Genomic DNA, 19720 nt, shown 5'->3' with positions numbered 1-19720 from the left:
GCTTTGCCCTGTCCTCCGATTTGCCCAGTGAAATCAGGCTATTTCGCTTTTGATGGTGTCTCTGAAATCGGCGTTGTCACATTTCTGTAACACCAACTTTTGTCCAGGAGAAGAAATTTACGCGCAAATATTTTAAAATAAAAGAAGATAATGTGTTTACAGGAACATCTAACCATTTGCCCCGGTGAGCGGCCCATGGTCTTTGGTGCGGCCCTCGGCCCTCCGAGGACCCTCGCTTGGCGTTTTCAAGGAGGCTGTCAGCTCGATGATTCCGGAACCGCAGGGCTTCCCGACCCGTCACCGCGAGCTCTTCGCAGAGGCTCGCGAATTCATCGCCCAGTTCTTCGAGGAGGTGGAGCCGGAGGGTGATCTCGACTATCGCTTGGTGGATGTCGGCCAGGAGATTCTCGAGACCGGCACCTACACCCAGACCAGCGCCGAGCTGCTGTTCGGCGCCCGTGTGGCTTGGCGCAACAGCACCCGCTGTGTCGGTCGTCACTACTGGAAAGCCCTCGATCTGATCGATGCCCGGGACCTGTCAGAGCCGCAGGAAATGTTCGAGGCCATCGTCGACTACCTTCGGACCTCGACCAACAAGGGCAAGATCCGGTCCAACATCCTGGTGTTCCCTCAGACTCCGGCGGGGGAGCCGGGTATCCGCATCTGGAATGATCAGCTGATCCGCTATGCCGGCTATCGCCGCAAGGGTGGCGAGGTGCTGGGCGATTCCTCCCAGGTGGAGATCACGGAGGCCATCCAGGGCCTCGGCTGGACCGGCGGCGAGGGGACGGCCTTCGACCTGCTGCCGATCGTGATCGAGGTGCCGGGCAAGGACCCCGAATGGTTCGAGCTGCCCGCCGACGCGGTGCTCGAGGTGGTGATCGAGCATCCGGACTACCCGGCCTTCGGCGAGCGCGGCTATCGCTGGCACGCCGTGCCTTCGATCTCGAATATGAGGCTCGAAGCCGGAGGGCTTTCCTACACCGCCGCACCCTTCAATGGCTGGTACATGGGAAGTGAGATCGGCGCCCGCAACCTGGCCGACGAGCAGCGCTACAACTTGCTGCCGGTGATGGCCGAGGTGATGGGCCTCGAGACCCGTCGGGAGAGCAGCCTGTGGCGCGACCGCGCCATGGTCGAGCTCAACGTCGCCGTGCTGCACTCCTTCGAGAAGGCCGGGGTCAAGATCGTCGACCATCAGACCTGCACTCGCCACTTCGTCCGCTTCGAAGAGCGCGAGGCCGAGGCCAACCGGGAGGTGCTGGGCGACTGGGAGTGGCTGGTGCCGCCGGTGTCTGGCTCGGCGACGCCGGTTTTCCACCGCAAGTACGAGAACCGCGACATCAAGCCCAACTACTTCTACCAAGGCAAGCCCGAGGGCATGGGGGGCGGTCGCTGCCCGTTCACCGGCGCGACGGCCGACGATTAGAAGACAAGCGCCCGCCCTCCGGCCGGAGGGCGCGCGGCAGTGCCGCTGCTACGGCACCGCCGCTACTGCACCGCTGCCGTCCAGGCGGCGGTGTTGCCGCTTTCGAAGCCGTCCGCGAACAGCACGCCGGTGGCGATTCCGGTGACCACCAGGGCGACGGAGCGGGCCGGCATGACCACCGTCAGACGGTCGCCGCTGACGGGTACGGTGCCGTCCGGCGCCAGGGAGTCCGAGCTGCTGAAACGGTAGACCGCGGCGGTGGCACCGGTCAGGGGCTCTGCGACCTCGATCTCGGCCTCGAGATCGCCGGTGGCGCGATTGATCAGAACCAGCCAGAGCTCGCCGCCGGGGCCGGCGATGGCGTAGGTCCCGAGGTCGTCCGGGCGATCGGAGCGGGCGCGCACGCTGTCGCCGTCGACGCGTGCGCCGGCGCCGTCGTAGTTGAGGAACAGCTCGAAGGCATCTTCGACGCGACTGTCGGCTTCCGGTGCCACCCAGCGAGCCGCGACATCGACCCCTTCCCGGCCGAACAGAGCGAGGGCCTCGGCGTGGGCCAGGGCACTGCTGGCGCCGTCGTCCGAGCCCCAGCGGTACTCGGTGAAGGCGAGGCCGACGCCGGGGCAGCGCTGATCGATCCACGAGCGCAGCCGGGGGATGAGGTAGATCGGCTGATTGATCCAAGATTCGGAAACATAGGTCGGATCCCACAGCTCGCGCACCGACCGCAGGCGGCGGGCGGCAGTGTCCGGGTCCTCCCCCGGGCCGTCCAGGCCGGCAATGCCGTCCTGGGGATAGACGTGGATGTCGAGGTAGTCGATCGGGCGTCGGCCGTTGGCCGTCTCTTCGGCGCAGACCTGCTGCAGGTACCACTCGAGCAGCGGCAGATTGCCGTGGCTCTGGCGGTCCGGGCCGTCGGTGCAGCTACCGTTGGGAAAGGCGGCGTCGGAGGCGGAGCTGAAGTAGGCGCACCATCCCCAGACCACCGGGCCGAAGACCTCGGCCGAGGGGTCGGCATCCTTGATCGCCGCCGAGTAGGCCAGGGTGCGACTCCACAGCTCGTCGTAGGTGACCGGATCGGGATGCACGTCGCGATGGGTGGAGTTCCACAGCATCGGCTCGTTGTCGATCGCCCAGTAGCGCACCCCGCCGGCCGCGGCGGTGCCAACCCGCGACACGACGTGGCGCACCCAGTCGCCGATGTAGGACGGCGTCACCGCCTTCGAGGTGTCGGCGGGATCGTTGCCGACGATCTCGCCGTCGGCGGAGCAGAAGCCGCTGGTGTTGACCGCCGGGTTGCAGTCGCCATTGCCGCTGTCGGCGGTACACCAGGGCGGTGGCGAGGCGCCGTAGAAGCGGCATTCGTCACTTTCCTGGGCGCCGTACTTGATCTGCGAGAAGCTCCATTTCTTCTCTCTCGCGTCGAGGGGAACCCAGCCGATGGCCGGCGCCGTCAGCAAGACCTCGGCGCCAGTGGCGAGGGTCTCGTCGACGAAGTTGTCGGAGCTCGAGCCGTGAGGCAGCAGCGCCGGATCGGTCACCGGGTCGGGGATGTTCTGAAAGAAGTAGTCGGAGGCGGTGTTGTGCACCGCCGTCTCCCAGTTGTAGCGGGTCACCGAGTTGCCCCCCCAGCGCCGGAACGGATAGCCGACGAGGGCATTGCGGTCCGGGTCTCCGAAGCTGATGCCGTAGATCCGAGGATCGATGGCGCGGCGATCGGCGCGGGGATCGACGTCGACCGCCACCGGTAGCGGCGGAGGGGGCGGCGAGTCGTCCCGGCGCAGGGCGATCTCGTCGAGAAAGAGGGGCGGCTGGTCGCCGCCGCTGGTGTCCTGGAAGACGACGCCATCGAAGTTGCCGAAGGCGAGGCCGGCGGCGCGCAGGTCGAGGGTCCGGCGCTGCCAGCTGCCGGCCGGCGCCGCCGCGGTGGCGACCTCGCCGATGACGGTGCCGCCGAGCTGCAGCAACAGCCGGAAGCTCTGACCACCGCTGGCGCCACCGTGCACGGCGACCTCGACAGCATCCCAATCGGCGAGATCGAGCAGGCTTTGGGAGTGGAAGAAGACGCCCTCCCAGCTGTCCGCTTCGAAGGCGATCGAGCGATTGCCGGAGGCCACTGGAGACGGGTTGTCGAGGTCGTGGGTCGCCCAGCTCCAGTTGTCGAAGCCGGCGGCGAGGGCGTCGTCGTAAACCGTCAGGTTCTGGCCGTCGAGGCTGCCGGCGGAGAGCAGCAGGGCGATACCGATGAGCGCAAGAGAGCGGATGGGATGCGGTGAGGGAGCGGCCTGCGACAACGTCATGGCGGTTCCAGGTCTCCGTCGAAGGTGAAGCTCCGGCGGTGCGTGCTCGTTGGGGAGAGGGGTGCCGCGGATGACACTTCCAGAGCCAGCGGTGCCGATGCGATGCCGTATGGCAACTTATCGTCAAAAGGCTATCAGAACTTTCGAGCTTGTCCCATATTCCCGATAGTTATGCACTTCTATAAATAGGAACCCGAAAATTTACTGAATGGCCTCGGTGGGCCTCGGCCTGACCGAGAACCCAGGAGGTGCCCCATGCCGAGATGGCTCCCGGCCCGTGTGGTGCTGTTGCCCCTTGCCCTCTTCCTTTTCGTCTTCCCTGCCTGGGGAAGCGGCCTGACGCCGGCGGCCGAGCTCGCCATCGCCGGCGAGCTGGCGGCGGTGAGCGATGCCCTGCCTCGGGATCGGCTGTTGCTGGGGCCGGTCGCCGGCTTGACCACCGCCTGGCACCTCGCGCCGGCGGAGATGGCGGTGCCGCAGGGAGCGACGCTGCGTTTCCTGCGCGCCACCCATCCGAGCGTTCGCGTGGTGTGGCAGGGAGCGCGCGAGATCTATCGCGACGAGCGCTGGTCCCTGGCCGAGGTGCAGCCCGAAAAGGTGGGGCGTCAGCGCGTGCTGGTGGAGTACGTGCTCCCGAACGGCCAGCGGTTGACCGATGGCAGCCTTCTCGAAGTGGTCGAGATCGCGGCGTCGCAGGTCGCCGTGGGGCCGGCCGACGTCGCGCTGGTCGACGAGGCGCCCTACCGTCTGCAGCAGCGGGCGAGCGGGACCTACGGGTTGGCCGCCGAAGCGACCCTGGAGCTGGCGGTGCGGGCTCAGCCGGCGATTTTCGATTCCCTGATCGAGTGGACCGTCGACGGTCGTCCGCGCCTCGAGCTCGGTCCGCGCCTGGAGCTGGCGGCGGGATCGGCTGGCACGCAAACCGTGCGAGCCGGGCCGGCGGGGCGTGATCGCGCCCTCACCTTCGAGCGCTACGAGGTCGTGATCAAGGCCGATCCGGCCAACGCGGGCAACTCGGAGAAGATCTTCTACGCTCTCACCCGACCGGCCGGCTTCGAGCGCCAGGTGCAGTGGAAGGTGACGTCGGAAACGCCGGTCTATCCATCCTCCGGTGTCGGTGGCAAATTCGTCTTCTCGGCGGAGCGGGTAGACGCCGTCTACGAGCTCTGGGCCGATGGCGAAATCTACTCGCCGATTCCGGCCGAGCCGATCACGGAGGGGTTTCTCTCCACCGCCACCGTCGAGCTCACCCTCGATCCCGACGATCCGAGCTGCTCCTCGGGATCGGTGCTGAAGCTGTCGTCGACCGGTCTGGCGCCGGCGATCGTCGAGCGTCCGGCTCCGCCCTACAAGGAAGGCGACGTCTTGACCACCGAGATGACCCAGCTCGAGCTAGGGGTGTTCGACAGCTCCTTCGGCCAGGTCTTAGTGCGCGAGCGCGCCGACCGGGTGTCGAGCGGTACGGTGGAAGTCCAGAAGGTTTTCGACGGCCAGCTCGCCGCCGGCAGTAGCTCCTTCGAGGTCTTCGTCGAGATCGAGCTGCCGGATCTGGGGTTCGCCTTCGATACCGGCGACAAGCCGATCGTGATGGAGAACACCTATGTCACCGAGCTGCCGCCGATCAACGATCCTTACGAGCCCAACATCGGCGAGCCGGTACCGGTTTACACGCGGGATGAGAACGGCAATCTCCAGGTCGGCTGGATCTGTCATTCGTCGCATATCCCGACCAAGCCGGTGCCGCCCTATCCACCGGATACGCCGGACGAGGATTGGTTCGAATCCACCGGTGAGACCACCGTCGCCTTCAGCACCAGCCTGCTGGCGCTCCTCGCTGGGCCCTTCGCCGCCGCCACCTCCGAGCCGATCGATCCTTCCGAGCTCTTCGAGGTCCACATCGATCTCTCGTCCGATGGCCTCCAGCCGGCCGAGGTCTTTCTGCAGCCGGCGCCCTACGAGGCCGGCCAGGTGATTCACACGGAGATGGGGCGGCTCGAGCTCGGCGGTGAGATCGCGGGCCTCGGGCCGGTCATTCTGCGCGAGCGGCCGGATCGCATCTCGCGCGGCCAGATCCTGGTTCACGAGGTCGATGCCGATGGCAAGCTGATCGCCGGCGAGGCCTCCTTCGATCTCTTCTTCGACATCGAGCTGCCGGAGCTCGGGATGACCTTCCACACCGGCTCCGAGGCGGTGCACGTCACCGCCGGCACGATCACCGATCTGCCGCCGGTGGGCGCCCCCTACGAGCACGACGAGGACGACGAGCAAGATATTTTCCTGTTCTCTTACGGCAGCTTCGATCCCGCTGGCGAGCTCTATGCCGGCAATCACTGGCCGACGGAAGAGGTGCCCTGCAGCCGCTGTGCGGTCGATCTCGATATCGACAGCGACAACAACAACGGCGTCGGCCTGCCGGATCGCTCGGCCTTCGAGGACGCCATCGAAGAGAACCCGCCGGGCAAGTACATTGGTCTCAACGACGATGACGACAACGGCGACAACCGCAAGGATCTGACGGTGGAGCCGATTCTGCGCAATCCACCGGAGGACGATCCGGTGTGGATGGTGATGGAGCTGTCTCCCAACACGCCGCCGGACAAGTGGACTCTGACCTATCCCAACCAGGTTCAGGTCTACGACATGGACAACAACCCGCCGAGCATCATTCCGTCGGGAGTGACCTTCCCGGCACCGCTGGTGCCCAACCCTAAGAACGTGGCGGTGGAAGGAGTGCTGCCGAGCAACGCTCTGGGCGATGTCGCCATGACCCTGACCTACGAGTGCACCTACGAGAAGGACGGCTATGCCTTCACCGAAGTGCTCACCGACACGGTGGTGGCGACGGTGATCACGATCGACCTCGATGTCGACAGCGACAACAACCGCACCACCGCCGACTTCGGTCCGCACCGGACCGACGCCGAAGACGATCTCGAGGATCGCAACGACCAGGACGGTCGCTACGTGCCGGTCAACGGTGACGACGACGACAACGATCGCATCGTCGACTGGGCCGATGGCTGGAACCGCGACACCCTGATGTCCCTCGACGACGTCAATCCGCAGGAGAACGACGATGTCCGTATGGTGCTGGAGATTCCGGCGCCGGTGGACATCAACGTCGCCACCGTGCGCTTCACCTACAGCGCCTCGGACCCGGCGGCGATGCCGACGACACCGAATCCGGCGACGCTGACGCCGGCTGCGGGCAACCTGCGAATTTGGAATCAGAAGGGGGCCCCGGCGCGGCGCAAGGAGCGGGTCAACGCCAACGGCAACTACATCCACACCGGCGAGGTCTATCGCGCCACGGAGGTCGGGTTCACTTCGAGTGATCGCGACGTCGACCTCTTCCTCGAGGGCATCCGAGCCAGCACTCCGGACCCGGACCGCATTCTGGTCGAGCTCGACCCGGACGGTCCCGGCCCGGCCGTGTGGGTGGCGCGGGACGCGGTGCGGGTGACCGTCTTCGGTCTCGAGATCACCGACAACTCGGGCACCACGGCGACGGATCACATCCAGGTCGGTCGCTGGGAGGCGTCCTTCCAGGGCACCGCCGCGGCGCCGTCGGTGCGCAACAACTTTGAGGACACGGAGGCCGAGCGCTACTACGTGCGGGTCACCGACCGCGCCGCCGGCGCCGGTCCAACGGCCGACAAGGAGTCCTTCGACCTCAACATCAATCCCAACAACGGTGCGGCTCTCGATCAGGTCAACGCCATGACGCTGACGGCGCAGGGCAACGACGTGCATCGCTCGACGGCGTTCGTTTTGACCATCGCCCGCCAGGCCGACCAAGTGGACGATAACTTCGCGCAGGCACCGGACGTCGATGGCACCGATGACGGCGCTGACGATGTCACGATGTTCGGTCGTGCCGATGGCAAGGTGATGGCGACCTACACCAAGGCGGGATCGACGAGTGGCGCCGTCGTCGACGTCTGTGACAAGAAGCCCAATGACGAGACAAGGACGAACTCGGTTCGCTTCCATCGGCTGCGGGTTGCTGCCGGAGGGGCTGCCGTCGGTGGAGCCACGGTGGTCACCGATGGCCTGAGGACGATGAACGACACGTGGTCGCAGTGCTGCATCCAGTTCGACCAGGGCCTTTCTCAGGTGGTCAATCCGCCGGCGGCCGAGGCATACAACGACACCGGATACGACCACGACGGGAATCCTGCGACGCCGGTCATCGGAGCGGGCAACGGGACCTTTGATTTCACCGACGGAGATGCCGACAATCTCCACGAGGCTGGCGAGCGATCGGAGGGCTTTACGGATGCCAACGGCAACGGGGGTTATGACTTCGGCGTCGATCTGTCGGACGGTCTCGACGAGTTCGATACGGGGGGAGCGCTCGCCCTCTACCCGACCCGTGAGGAGCGTCACTTGATCGACTCCTATGCCGATGGCAACAATGGCAACATCGAGTACTTCATCGTCAACAATTTGGATCAGGGAAGTCGTGGCGAGGCGTTCATTCCATCCATCGCCAGGATGGCGAACAACCTCACGGACATCAACGTGATGATTGTCTATCAGGCGGCTCCCTACAGCGATTTCGTCAACTCGCCTCACGAAGCCGGCCATATTCTTCTCGATGTCGCCGGTCACACCAATCATCTAACGCTGGCCGGGCGGGTCAACCTGATGAAGGGAGCCGGGACCGACTTTGCCGATGCGGTGACCCACTCCAAGCGCTTGACCAATGCCCAGTGCACGACAGCGAGGGGGTGGTGATGATGCTCGCAGATCAAATCCCAGCGATGGCTCCTCGACGTTTCACGAGGTTTGCCGCCCTGGCTCTCGTCGTCTCATGTATCGGGTTCCCGACAGCGGTCGCGGCGCACCTCGCGGGCGGCTCCGAAGTTGGCCTGACGGCGGCTCGGGCCCTCAGCAAGCACCACGCCTCTCTCCGCCAGCGGGTCGCCCTGGTGGTGGCCGAAGGTCGGGTTGCCCTGCCAGAGCTGACGGCGGAGGTCGATGCCGGCCGGGCAGATCGCCTGGTGGTGACCTCCCTCGGCTATCTGGCGACGCCGGCCGATACGGCGATACTCGATCGCCTGCAGAGTTTGGCTTTTCCGCGCACGGGGAACACCGGTCGGCGTGACGCCATCGAGGCGCTGTTGCGAATTGGAGGCGCGGCGATCGACCGCGTCAGCGCTGGCTTGGCCGACGCCGATGTCGATCCGAGAACGGCGTCGGTCGCCTTCGAGCTGCTGTGGCAAGTGCCGGCGAGGGAAGATCTCGAGCTTGCCTTACGGGCGACCGAAGGGATTGCCCGCCAGCATCCGGATTCGCGGATTCGTACCCAGGCCCGGGAGGCCGGCGTGCCGCGACTGCGCTCGGCTTTGATGGTACGCCGCTCGCCGCAGGCGACGGCGAGCCGGGCGCTGCTCGAGAAGCTCCTCTTCCAGCAGGAGTCTGCCTTCGTGACGGTGGCCGGCGGACAGGTGGAGGTGTGGGCCGTCGAGCAACTGGCGCGGCACCACCGCGACGAGGCACCCAGGGCCATTCGCTCCTTCCTGGCAGAGCGTTCCGGCCGCGCCGAAGGGCTCCAAGTGCTGCTGCTGTCGACCCTGCGGGATCTCGAGGTCGAGCTTTCGCCGGACGAGACCAAGCTCCTCGAGAAACACCACGAGATCGACTTCCTGCCCTTGGGGCTCGACGCTTCACCGCAGGCATTGAGCCGGACTTCGCTGGTGGCGGCGCCGGAGCGCTGAGTCGGCCGAGGCCCGCCGGGGTCGGTAGACTCGTTGCATGGTGGGGACAAGGTCTTACTCGAGCGTCGTCCTGATGGTCGCGATCGCAGTCACCGGTTGCGTGGCGGATCGAGAAGACCATCAGGGCCGGGCGCGGTGGGTCGGTTCTCGGTCGGATCCGGGGTCTTCCGCGGAGGGGGAGGCGTTTGTTCGGCCGGCGTTGGGCCAGACGCCGGACGTGACCGCCGATGGCTTCTGGAGCCAGCAGCTCTGGTCGGTTCATGACGATTGGGAACCGGCCTTGGCGGTGGCTCCTGCTGGCTCGCGGGTCTACCAGCTCACCACCCGCTATGGCGCCGCCTTCGGCAAGCCGGATCCGGCGGTGGTGTTTCGCAGCTCCGCCGACAGTGCCGTCGTCTGGGGCGAAGATCGGCTTCTCGAATCGGCGCCGGTCACCCAAAACGATCCCCAGCTCGTCGCCGGGCCCGATGGCCGCCTGGCGGCGGCCTGGATCGAAGGCTTCGAGCCGGGGGTGAAGGTGGCGATTTCGAGTGACCACGGCGTCACCTGGTCGGCTCCCTGGACGATCCTTCGTCCCGGCTTTCCACCGGCCTGGTCGGACAAACCGATCCTGGCCGCGTCGAGCGATGGTCGCCGGGTGTTCGTGGCCTTCAACGCCAGCGATTCCTGGGTGGCTCGCTCGAGCGACTTCGGCGCCACCTTCGACCTGCCCCGCCGAACTTCCGACGACGGCCGCTACTGGTTCCACAACGGCGGGGCCGTGGGGCCCGACGGCGCCATCTGGTTCGCCGCCGTCGACTTCAGCCAGGACTATCTCGGTCCTTCCCACATTCGGCTGATCAGCTCGCGGGATGGTGGCGACTCCTGGCAATCGGCGGTCGTCGACAGCTCGCTGCAGCTACCGCCCTGCGATTGGGATCCCGGCTGCCCCTTCGGCTTTCTCGGGCCGACGGCGGCAGTGGCCGTCGATGGCGCGGGCCGGGTGGTGGTCGCCTATTCGGCGGTGCGCCAGGCCGGCGGGCCGCTACGCCTTTTCGTGCGCTGGCGGAGCGGGACTGGATGGTCGGCACCGGTCGAGGTGGGACCGACCTCCGGGGAGTCCTTCGCTCACGCCACCTTCCCGGCCTTGGCGGCGGGGCCGACGCCGGGGGACTTTCGCCTCGTCTGGCAGGACGCCGCCGCCGGCACCGGCTTCTGGAACACGCGCCTGCGCCGCTCGCGGGATGGCGGCCGAACCTGGGGGCCCGCGGTTCGCCTTTCGGACCGCGGCGATGGCGCCCCGTACAAGGATCCCCGGGGCTACGCCTTTCCCTACGGCGACTACCTGGAGATCGAGGTCGACGCCGCCGGTCGCGAGCACGTCGTCTGGGGCGAGGGCAGCGGTTGGCAGGGGCCGGGAAACGTCTGGTGGACGCGCCGCGATGGTTCTCTCAGCCTCTTCCTCGATGGCTTCGAGAGCGGCGACCTGACCGCCTGGAGCGCGACTCAGTCCCTCGGGAGCGCCGCCAGCCGGTCGCGGTAGGTGGCGGCACGCTCGGGCCGACCCCAATCCGAGTAGAAGGCGATGATCTCCTCGAGGGCCTCGTGCTGCTCGTCCTCGGCGATGGCGGCGAGCGCCTTCAGCAACCACTCCTCGGCCTCTGGCCAGCGCTGTTGAGCGGCGAGCGATAGACCGAGATTGAACTCGACGGCGGCCTCCAGGGTCGGGTGCGTCTCCGACGAGGCGGTGGCCAGGTCGAGGGCGCGGCGGAGCCGCTGCTCGCCGCTGGCCGGTTGCTCCGATTCGATGTCGAGGTAGGCCAAGCGCAGCAGGGTCTGGACGTTGAAGCGGTGCTCGGGGCCGTAGGTCGCGACGGTGACCTCGAGGGCGCGCTCGAAGAGCTGTTGAGCGCCGGCGAGATCGCCCGATGCCTGGCGCAGGTGCGCCAGGCCGCGCAGTGGCGCCATCAGACCGGCATGGTGGCGGCCGTGGGTGGCCTGCAGGATCTCGAGGCAGCGTTGATAGTGATGGGCCGCCTGCGCCAGGTGGTCGGGATCGTCGCCCGGCAGGCGGCGGAGGGCCAAGGCGAGGTCGTTGTGCGCCGCGGCGGCCGATGGATGATCGTTGCCGAAGATGCGCTGCCGCATGGCGAGGGATTCCGTCAGCTTTTCCACCGCCATCGTCGCCTCGCCGAGGTCGCGGTGCAGGTTGCCGAGCTGGGCCAAGGCCTCGGCCCGGTCCGGATGATCGTCCTCGCCGTAAATCGCGGCGATCAACTCGAAGACCCGGTCGTAGGTTTTGCGAGCCTGGGGCCTGTCGCCGGTGCGGCGTTGCGAATGGGCGACGCTCATCAAGGCTCGCAGGGTTGCCGGATGATACTCGCCGTGGTGCTTGACCAGGCTCTCGAAGGCTCGGCGGTAGAGCGGCCGAGCGGCTTGGTGCTCGCCTTGCTTGGCGAGGCTGGCGGCGTGGCGCCGCAGGGTATCCGCCAGATCCGGATGGTCCGGGGCGAGCCGTCCGCGCGCGATCAGGCCATCGAGCAGCTCCTGGGCCCGACGGTGCCAGGCGGCAGCCTGAGTCCAGGTGCGCTCGACGAAATGCGTATGACCGAGAGCGTTGAGGGTGCGGGCGACCTCGAGCTCGTCCGGGGGCTCGGAGTCTTCGAAGTGCTTCAGGGCCGCCGTCAGGTGGTGGCGCGCCGCCTCGAGCTCGCTGAGCTCGGTCTGGATCTGGCCGATCAAGCGGTGGCCACCTGCGACGGCTGCGGGATCGCCCGTCGCGCGTAGCTCGAGCGCTTGCCGAGCGTTGGCGAGGGCTTCCGGGTAAAGGCCGAGGCGGCGATAGATGTCGCCCATGAGCTGGTGCATGTCGGCGCGCAGCTCGGGCTGGTCGCGGAGCTCGCGGCCCAGGCGGCGGGACCCCTGGTCGAGAAGCTGGCGGGCGTCCGGGATCTCGCGACTGCCGGAAGGCGAAGCGATGCCGGCGGCCGGATCGGAGGCCTTGAAGAGATCGGTCAGGAACTTCGCCGTCTGCTGCGCTCGTTCGGCTTCACGGCGCGCCCGATCGCGCTCGTCGGCGAGCCGCAGGGTGTAGAAGAAGCTGAGCCCGACGAGCAGCAGCAGGCCGGCGGCGGCGGTGATGGCGGCCGCAGCATGTCGCCGGAGGAACTTGCCGGTGCGATAGGCGACGCTGTCCGGCCGTGCCGACACCGGCCGGCCGCCGAGGTAGCTCTCGAGATCGGCGATCAGAGCATCGACGGACGGGTAGCGGCGCTCCGGCTCGTGGCGCAGCGCCTTGAGGACGATGTTGTCGAGGTCGCCCTTGAGGCGCCGGCGAAGGCGGGCCGATTGTGCCGGGCCGGGGTGCATCACCGCGGCGCTCGGTCGAGTGGTGGTGCGTCGCTGGTTGCCCTGACCGGCGAAGGGATGGCCGCCGGTGAGCAGCAGGAAGAGCAGAATGCCGAGTTGATAGACGTCCGTGGCGGTGGTCACCGGCAGTCCCTCGAGCTGCTCGGGGCTGGCGTAGAGGGGGGTCATCAAGACCGCCGCGGTGCGGGTGAAATCGTCTCCCGGGCCCAGCTCCGGCTGCAGCAGCTTGGCGATACCGAAGTCGAGAAGCTTGGCCTGTCCGCCGTCGGCGACCAGGATGTTCGAGGGCTTGAGGTCGCGATGTACCACCAGGTTGCGATGCGCCCAGGAAACCGCGCCGGCGACCTCGAGAAAGAGCTCGATGCGCTGTCCGAGGGGCAGATCTCGGGTCTCACAGTAGCGATCGATGGGCTGGCCCGCGATCGCCTCCATCACCAGGTACGGCCGTCCGTCCGGGGTCACCCCGCCGTCGAGGAGCTGGGCGATGTTGGGATGGTCCAGAGCGGCGAGGATGCGGCGCTCGCGGTGAAAGCGGCGCAGCACCGCGTCGCTCTCGATGCCCGCCCGAATCACTTTTACCGCCACCTGGCGGTCGAACAGTCCATCGGCTCGCTCGGCGAGGTAGACCACTGCCATGCCGCCGCGGCCGAGCTCTTCGACGACGCGGTAGGGGCCGAGCTCGTCGCCGACGGCGAGGGGGCCGGCCATTCGGTCGTCGTCGCCGTCCGCCAGGCTGCGCCAGAGGGCGCCAGTGAGGGCGCCGCCGGGAGAGAGTCGCGGCTCCTCGGCGGTGGCCAGGCTCAGCATCTCCTCGAGCTTGGCCCGCAGGGCGTCGTCGTCACCGCAGTGCTCGGCGAGAAAGGCCGGGCGCTCTGCCGGCGGGCGCGCGAGGGCCTCACTCAGCAGGCGATCGAGCAGGGTCCAGCGTTCCGAGTCGGTGGGTGGCATACGTAGAGGATTCTACGCAGCCGGAGGAGAGATCCCGCCAGCCGGGCGGAGCGTCGCACCGGGCCGGAGCGTCAGTCGCGGTCTTCGGCGGTCAGTCGGTCGATGGCCTCGGTGGCCGTCTTGGCGTAGCTCTCGGACTCCAGGCGCTGGGCCAGGTCGCGGGCCTTGGTGAAGGCCGCCAGGGCCGAGGACCGATCCTGCAGGGCTTCGTGCAGCCGACCGAGGTTGAGGGTGACGCGAAGCTCGCCGGCGGGCGAGGGTAGCTGCCGCGCGATCTCCAGAGCCTGCTCGAGGGGCTCGCGGGCCTCGGCGGGACGATCCGCTGCGATCAGGGCTCGGCCGAGCATGTTGTAGGCGAACATGCTGGCGTCCCGGCTGTTGGCCTTCAGCCGATACTCGAGAGACTTCTGAAAATGGGGAAGCGCGCCCTCGAGGTCTTCCGAGACGTAGAGCACGAAGCCGAGGTGACGGTGGTAGTCGCCGAGGAACAGCGGCCGCTCCGGGCCTCGCTTCGACACCGTCAGCGACTCCTCGATCAGCGTTCTGGCCTTGTCGAGCTCCCGCCGCTGGAAGGCGATCATGCCGAGCCGGTGGGTCGCATCGGTTAGACCGACGGCATCGCCGAGCTCGGCGAAGGCGGTGCGGGCCCGTTCGGCGAGGCGGCTGGCCTGAGGAAACTCGCGCTGCGCCAGCTCGGCGCCGGAGTGGTAGTCGGAGAGGGCGAGATCGAGGGTGGCGCGGCCGCGGCGATCGTCTTCGGCAACCAGGCTTGCAGCCGCCTCGAGAACTGCCAAGGCGTCCTTCGCCGATCGGTCGTTGCGATGCAGGGCGGCTCGCCGTAGGGTGCGAGCGAGCTCGATGTTCAGCTCGAGGGCCACGCCCGGTGACACCTCGGAACAGGCGAGAGCCTCGCGAGCCATCGCCTCGGCCTTGGCCAGGCTGCCGGTGATCCGCTCTTGCCGAACGCGCTCGGGCGCTTGCTGCAGCTCGTCGCAGGCGGCGAAGGCGGAACCGGTCGCGACGGATAGGGCGATTCCGAAGAGGATGGTTCTCACGGTGATTCTCCAAGGGACAGAGGGATTCACCTTCGAATACGGAATTCTCTCGCCGGGGTTACCGTTCGGCGGTCTCGAGGGTCGAGAACCCCAGCCGCCAGAGCACCAGCAGGCCCGCCAGCACCGCCAGAATCTCGCCGGCGCCGCTGACCACGAAGGCGAAGCCGTAGCCTTGGACCTCGAAGGCCCAGGCGCCGATCAGGGGGCCGGCGGCGAAACCGAGGGAGCCGGCGAGATTGAAGCCGCCCATGGCGCTGCCGCGGGTGCGCTCGTCGCTGAGCTGGGCGGTGAGGGTGATCAGCGGCGGGAACATCACCGACGCCAGAACGCCGAGGAGGACCATCACGAACCACAGGTTGTGCAGGCCGGTGATGCCCACAGTGCAGAGGGCGATGCCGTAGAGGAAGGAGCCGATGAGGAGCGGTGGGTACGGGCCGGTCTTTTCCGACAGCCGGCCGGAGAAGTACTGCAGCAGGGAAAAGGGCAGCAGGAAGTAGGCCAGGTAACGCCCCCTCACCGCTGGGTCTTCGACTCCCAGACTGCCCAGGTAGAGGGGAAAGAGAACCACGAAGAAGCCCACCGTCAGGCGGTCGACGAAGTAGAACAGGTAGGGCAGGAGCAGCCGCGGCTGTCGCTTGAGGGTGGTGCCGATCTCGCCCAGGCCGACCTGGCGCCGCACCGTGTAGCGATCGCGCAGGAAGAACAGCGTTCCGAGCCCGATGAGCAGGAAGAGGACGGCGCCGGCCTCGAGCGGGGCTCGGGGGCCGTAGGCGCGGGTGATGTAACCGCCGAGGGGAGCTCCGAGGGAAACGCCGAGGGTGAGGGCGCCGCCCATCAGGCCCATGTAGCGGCCGCGCTTCTTGCGGTCCGGTTGGTCGAGCACCATCGCCATCAGGGTCGACCAGCCGAGGACGGCGGTGGCGCCCTGGATGAAGCGCAGGACCAGCAGCGTCGGGATGGTGTCGACCCAGCCGTAGAGGGCGTAGAGGGGAGCCGTCGCCAGGAATCCGATGGCGGCGAGGGGAGCCCGTCGGCCGAGGCGGTCGCTGAGCACCCCCCACAGCGGGGCGAAGATGACGTAGGCGATCATCTCGATGGAAAAAAACAGCGAGGCGTCGCGGGTCGTGCCGCCGAGCTCGTCGACGATCAGCTCCTTCAACCCCGCCACCACCAGGGTGAGGTTGAGCATCGAGATCATCAGGAAGAGCGACGGCACCAGCACGGTACGGCGCCAGCTGACTTGGGAAGAGCTCACGGTGGTGATTCCTGGGTTGTCGTCGCGATGTCGTGGGTGGTCTAGGTCTTCGGAAGCGGCAGCGATCGAGCGAATCGCCGGCCCGCGAGAGCAGGGCTCTCTTTCCTAGGTGCCTGGTGTCGCTGTGGTGACGACGATTCAGGCGCGGGGTTGGGCAATCCAGTAGGTCCAGGCAGCGTGGAAGGACTCGTGGCCGTCGAAGACCCGCTCCATGGCCTGGCGCATCAAGCGCTTGCGCAAGGCGATGGTGGCGGGGGAGGGCCTGTGACCGGTGATCTTCTCGGCGCCGCCGGCCCAGCCGAGGACGCCCTCGTGGTAGACGGCGAGAAACTCGAACCACTCGTCGACCCGGGCCTCGATCGGCCGGCAATCGGTCTCCAGCACGCTGAATCCCGCCTCTTCGAAGGCCTCGAGATAGAACTCGAGGGGGCGAACCGGGAGGAAGAACTTGCGCCGCAGGTCGCGATGGGCGGCCATGTGGTCGCGGTCGTCGAGGGCGGAGCGGAAGGCTTCGAAGCGGTTGTCGAGGCCGACCAGGTCGACGGCCGCGCGGTGGATGTGCTCGACCGTCTCGTCGATGATCCAGTGATCCGCCGGCGCCGCCGGATTCCGAATGTTGCCGGACTGGACGAAGGCCCGCCCCGCGCTCGTCAGGCACCGGCGCCAAGAGGCGAGGGTGTCGCCGAGGTCGTAGTAGAGGTGGATGGCGTTGGTCGACACGATGCCGTCGACCCGCAGCCCATCTCCCAGCACTTCGTGGAGTAGATCGAGGCGGCCCTCTTGCCGGTGGTAGCGAATGCGGCGGAAGGCGACTCGTGGATCGTCGTGCAGCTTCTCGACGGCGAGGCGCAGGAACTTGGGCGACGAATCGACGATGACGACGCCGAAAGGCTGGTTCGGCAGGCGTCGCAGTAGACGTTCCGTCAGGATGCCGGTACCGCCGGAGTAGTCGACCAGCAGAGCACCCTCCGGCAGCCAGTCGGCGATGGCGTCGACGGTGGGGTCGAGGTTGGCGTACCAGCCGTGGGCTTCGACGGTGTCGTAGCCGCGGGCCAGCTTGCCGACGGAGCCGCGGACCCAATCGTCGTCCGGCAGGGGAGCGAAACCATCGGGCCAGGAAAAGCTCATGGCGCGATTCTACGTCGAAGGCCGGCTCGTGCCGTCAGCGCTCCGGAGGACTCTCGAAGCTCGCCACCAGAGCCGGCTTGGTGACTTTGCCGAGGGCGTTGCGGGGCAGCTCCGGTAGGCAGACCAAGCGCGTCGGCAGCTTGTAGGGGGCGAGACGCTCGCCGGCCCAGGCGCGCAGATCGTCGAGGGTCAGGCGATTGTCCGGTCGCAGCACCACCGCCGCCGCCACCCGCTGACCCCAGGTTTCATCCGGCAAGCCGATGACGGCGCAGGCGGCGATCGCCGGGTGCCCGCCCAGCGCCTGCTCGATCTCGAGGGCCGAGATCTTGTAACCGCCGCATTTCAGGATGTCGGTGCTCTGGCGCCCCAGGATGCGGTAGGCACCGGCTTCCCAGACCGCCTCGTCGCCGGTGCGAAACCAGCCATCGCGGAAGGCTCGGCGGGTTTCCTCCGGGCGCTGCCAGTACTCCTCGAAGACGCCGGGCCCACGCACCTCGAGCTCGCCGCCGCCGCCCGCGGCGACCGTTGCACCGGCCTCGTCGACCAGCCGCACCTCGACTCCCGGCAAGGGTTGACCGACCATGCCGGGTCGCCGCTCCCCTTGCAATGGGTTGCTCAGGGCCATGCCGATCTCGGTCATGCCGTAGCGTTCGAGCAGGGTATGGCCGGTGATCTCGCGCCACTGCTCGAGCACCGGCACCGGTAGGGCCGCCGAGCCGGAGATCATCAGGCGCAGCTTGCGGACGCCGTCGGAGGCCGCCCGCCGCTCGTCCCTCGGCAGCGCTTCCCAGGCCGCGATCAGCTTGGCGTAGAGGGTGGGAACGGCCATGTAGACGCTGATCTCGCCGGACGCCAGGCGGCGCCAGGTGGCCGCGGCATCGAACGGCGTGGCGACCTCGCAGGTGGCGCCGGCGGCGAGGGCGCAGCACAGGACGTTGACCAGGCCGTGGGTGTGATGCAGCGGCAGCGGCAGCAGGATGTGATCGCGGGCCGACCAGGCCCAGGCCCGGTGGAGGGTTTCGATCTGCCAGCGCAGCGCTCCGTGGCGGGTGACGACGCCCTTGGGCCGGCCGGTGGTGCCGCTGGTGTAGAGCATCAGGGCGCGGCGCTCCGGAGCCAGCTCTCGACGCTCCCCGGGGAAGGCTTCGCCGCCCGCCAGCAGGGTTCCCACGGGGGTCACCTCGAGGCCGTGCTCGGCGGCGGCGGTGTGCAGGCCGGCGAGGTGGTGGTCATCGCCGACCACGCGGTCGGCCCGGCTGTCGCCGAGGGTGTAGGTGAGCTCGCCGGTGGGGTGGCTCAGGGCGAGGGGCACGGCGACGGCGCCGGCGCGCCAGAGGCCGAGCAGCAGCGCGCTGTGCGCGAACCCCGGGGCGACCTGAAAAGCGATGCGCTCCTCGCCGAGCTCGGGACGGCCGGCGAGAAGATTCGCGGCGACCCGATCGGCGGCGCGATCGAGCTCGCCGTAGGTGTGCTTCCCGCCGGCGTCCACCAGGGCGACGGCCCGGCGATCACCGGAGCCGTCGAGACGCCAGGGGAAGTTCATCGCCGGTCGGGAGCTCGGCCTAGAAAACGGAGCTCGTCCAGGACGAGGTGTTGCCCGACTCGAAGCCGTCGCTGAAGATGTCGAGGGCGGCGCTCAGGGCGGCGTCGCCGTTGACCCGCGGAATGGTGCGTCCGTTGCGGCTGTCGAAGATGCCGTCGCCGGTCGAGGTCAAAAGCGTTCGCAGATCGCTCGGGGTCAGCGTCGGGGCGGCCTCTAGCAGGGTGGCCGCGATGCCGGCGGCGAAGGGCGCGGCCGCCGAGGTGCCGCCGAAGCAGTTGCGGGTATCGGTGGTGTTGGTGGTCGAGGCGCGGATCGACTTGGCGCAGCGGGTGGGCGCGAAGAGGTCGAGCAGGGAGCCGGTGTTGAGCAGACAAGAAGGCTGGTCGGCCTGCGGGTTGGCGTCGTTGCAGGCGAAGCAGCCGAGGTCCGGATCATCGGCGCCGGAGCACGACAATGTGCTGACGCAGAAGTTGCGCTCGCCGATGGCGTCGTCGTAGACCCCGCCGACGCTGATCACCGTCGGCAGACAGGCGGGATGGGCGATGCCGTTACACAGGCCGTCGTTGCCGGCGGCGGCAAAGGTGGTGATACCGGCATCGTAGGCGGCCTGCAGCGCGTTGCGCACGCCGGCCGAGAAGCCGTTGCAGGTGGCGGTGTTGTCGAAGCTGCCGAATCCGAGGCTGAGGGACAGGACGTCGATGCCGAAGGTCGCCCGGTTGGTGACCACCCAGTTGAGGGCGGCGGTGAGATCGCCGGCGAAGCCCAGGATGCCGCAGTCGGAAGCCCGCGACAGCTTGAGGAAGACGACCTCGGCGTCCGGCGCGGTGCCGGTCAAGCCGCCGCCATTGCCCGCCAGGATGCTGGTCACCGAGCTGGCGTGGCGCTGCTGGTCGCAGTCGAGGGTGGGATTGGAGTCATTGTCGCCGAAGTCGAAGCCGCCGACGATCTTGCTGTTCGGGAACGCCACCTGGCCGCCGAAGGCGTCGTGGTCGTG

11 protein-coding genes are annotated in these 19720 nt (G+C 67.8%); 4 read left to right on the top strand and 7 right to left on the bottom strand.

Annotation, left to right across the window (positions count from 1 at the left end; all coding sequences use genetic code 11):
- Positions 1-265 precede the first annotated feature (265 nt).
- Positions 266-1429 (top strand): nitric oxide synthase oxygenase, encoded by a 1164-nt coding sequence (locus AAF604_23635; protein ID MEM7052676.1) that lies wholly within the window; start codon positions 266-268, stop codon positions 1427-1429.
- A 62-nt stretch (positions 1430-1491) separates the two neighbouring features.
- On the opposite strand, the gene AAF604_23630 is transcribed toward AAF604_23635, so the two are convergent.
- Entirely contained in the window at positions 1492-3726 is a 2235-nt protein-coding gene (locus AAF604_23630; GenBank protein ID MEM7052675.1) for a glycoside hydrolase family 44 protein, read from the bottom strand.
- A gap of 255 nt (positions 3727-3981) precedes the next feature.
- On the opposite strand from AAF604_23630, the gene AAF604_23625 reads away from it, so the two are divergent.
- The 3 genes from AAF604_23625 (at position 3982) to AAF604_23615 (ending at position 10971) form a co-directional block, all read left to right on the top strand.
- A complete protein-coding gene (locus AAF604_23625; protein ID MEM7052674.1) occupies positions 3982-8466 on the top strand; it encodes a hypothetical protein in 4485 nt (1494 codons plus the stop codon).
- Positions 8466-9449: a hypothetical protein gene (locus AAF604_23620; GenBank protein ID MEM7052673.1), complete on the top strand. Its 984-nt coding sequence runs from the start codon at positions 8466-8468 to the stop codon at positions 9447-9449. Before AAF604_23625 ends, AAF604_23620 begins: the two co-directional genes overlap by 1 nt.
- A gap of 73 nt (positions 9450-9522) precedes the next feature.
- The gene (locus AAF604_23615) at positions 9523-10971 is read left to right on the top strand and encodes a sialidase family protein (protein ID MEM7052672.1); all 1449 of its coding nucleotides are present in this window, start codon (positions 9523-9525) and stop codon (positions 10969-10971) included.
- Here AAF604_23615 and AAF604_23610 read toward each other — a convergent pair.
- From AAF604_23610 to AAF604_23585, 6 genes are all read right to left on the bottom strand, one after another.
- A complete protein-coding gene (locus AAF604_23610) occupies positions 10935-13745 on the bottom strand; it encodes a serine/threonine-protein kinase (protein ID MEM7052671.1) in 2811 nt (936 codons plus the stop codon). The genes AAF604_23615 and AAF604_23610 overlap by 37 nt on opposite strands.
- 71 nt (positions 13746-13816) lie before the next feature.
- Positions 13817-14800 (bottom strand): tetratricopeptide repeat protein, encoded by a 984-nt coding sequence (locus AAF604_23605; GenBank protein ID MEM7052670.1) that lies wholly within the window; start codon positions 14798-14800, stop codon positions 13817-13819.
- 58 nt (positions 14801-14858) lie between these two features.
- Positions 14859-16055, bottom strand: a complete 1197-nt coding sequence (locus tag AAF604_23600; GenBank protein ID MEM7052669.1) for an MFS transporter — start codon at positions 16053-16055, stop codon at positions 14859-14861.
- 138 nt (positions 16056-16193) lie between these two features.
- Positions 16194-17183 carry a class I SAM-dependent methyltransferase gene (locus AAF604_23595; GenBank protein ID MEM7052668.1) on the bottom strand — a complete coding sequence of 330 codons (990 nt, stop codon included), beginning with the start codon at positions 17181-17183 and terminating at the stop codon, positions 16194-16196.
- A 34-nt stretch (positions 17184-17217) separates the two neighbouring features.
- On the bottom strand, positions 17218-18726 hold the full coding sequence (locus AAF604_23590) for an acyl-CoA synthetase (protein MEM7052667.1): 1509 nt from the start codon (positions 18724-18726) through the stop codon (positions 17218-17220).
- 19 nt (positions 18727-18745) lie between these two features.
- A partial coding sequence (locus AAF604_23585) for a S8 family serine peptidase (GenBank protein ID MEM7052666.1) occupies positions 18746-19720 on the bottom strand: 975 nt, incomplete at its 5' end.

This window comes from Acidobacteriota bacterium (assembly GCA_039028635.1).
Taxonomy (GTDB): Bacteria; Acidobacteriota; Thermoanaerobaculia; order Multivoradales; family JBCCEF01; genus JBCCEF01.
Note: the sequence above shows the minus strand (reverse complement) of the source record. Positions and strands in the feature narration are given on the sequence as shown.

Bases quoted from the DNA above. Each gene is read 5' to 3' on its own strand.
- AAF604_23635 (MEM7052676.1), top strand. From the start codon at position 266: ATGATTCCGGAACCGCAGGGCTTCCCGACCCGTCACCGCGAGCTCTTC.
- AAF604_23630 (MEM7052675.1), bottom strand. From the start codon at position 3,726: ATGACGTTGTCGCAGGCCGCTCCCTCACCGCATCCCATCCGCTCTCTT.
- AAF604_23625 (MEM7052674.1), top strand. From the start codon at position 3,982: ATGCCGAGATGGCTCCCGGCCCGTGTGGTGCTGTTGCCCCTTGCCCTC.
- AAF604_23620 (MEM7052673.1), top strand. From the start codon at position 8,466: ATGATGCTCGCAGATCAAATCCCAGCGATGGCTCCTCGACGTTTCACG.
- AAF604_23615 (MEM7052672.1), top strand. From the start codon at position 9,523: ATGGTCGCGATCGCAGTCACCGGTTGCGTGGCGGATCGAGAAGACCAT.
- AAF604_23610 (MEM7052671.1), bottom strand. From the start codon at position 13,745: ATGCCACCCACCGACTCGGAACGCTGGACCCTGCTCGATCGCCTGCTG.
- AAF604_23595 (MEM7052668.1), bottom strand. From the start codon at position 17,183: ATGAGCTTTTCCTGGCCCGATGGTTTCGCTCCCCTGCCGGACGACGAT.
- AAF604_23590 (MEM7052667.1), bottom strand. From the start codon at position 18,726: ATGAACTTCCCCTGGCGTCTCGACGGCTCCGGTGATCGCCGGGCCGTC.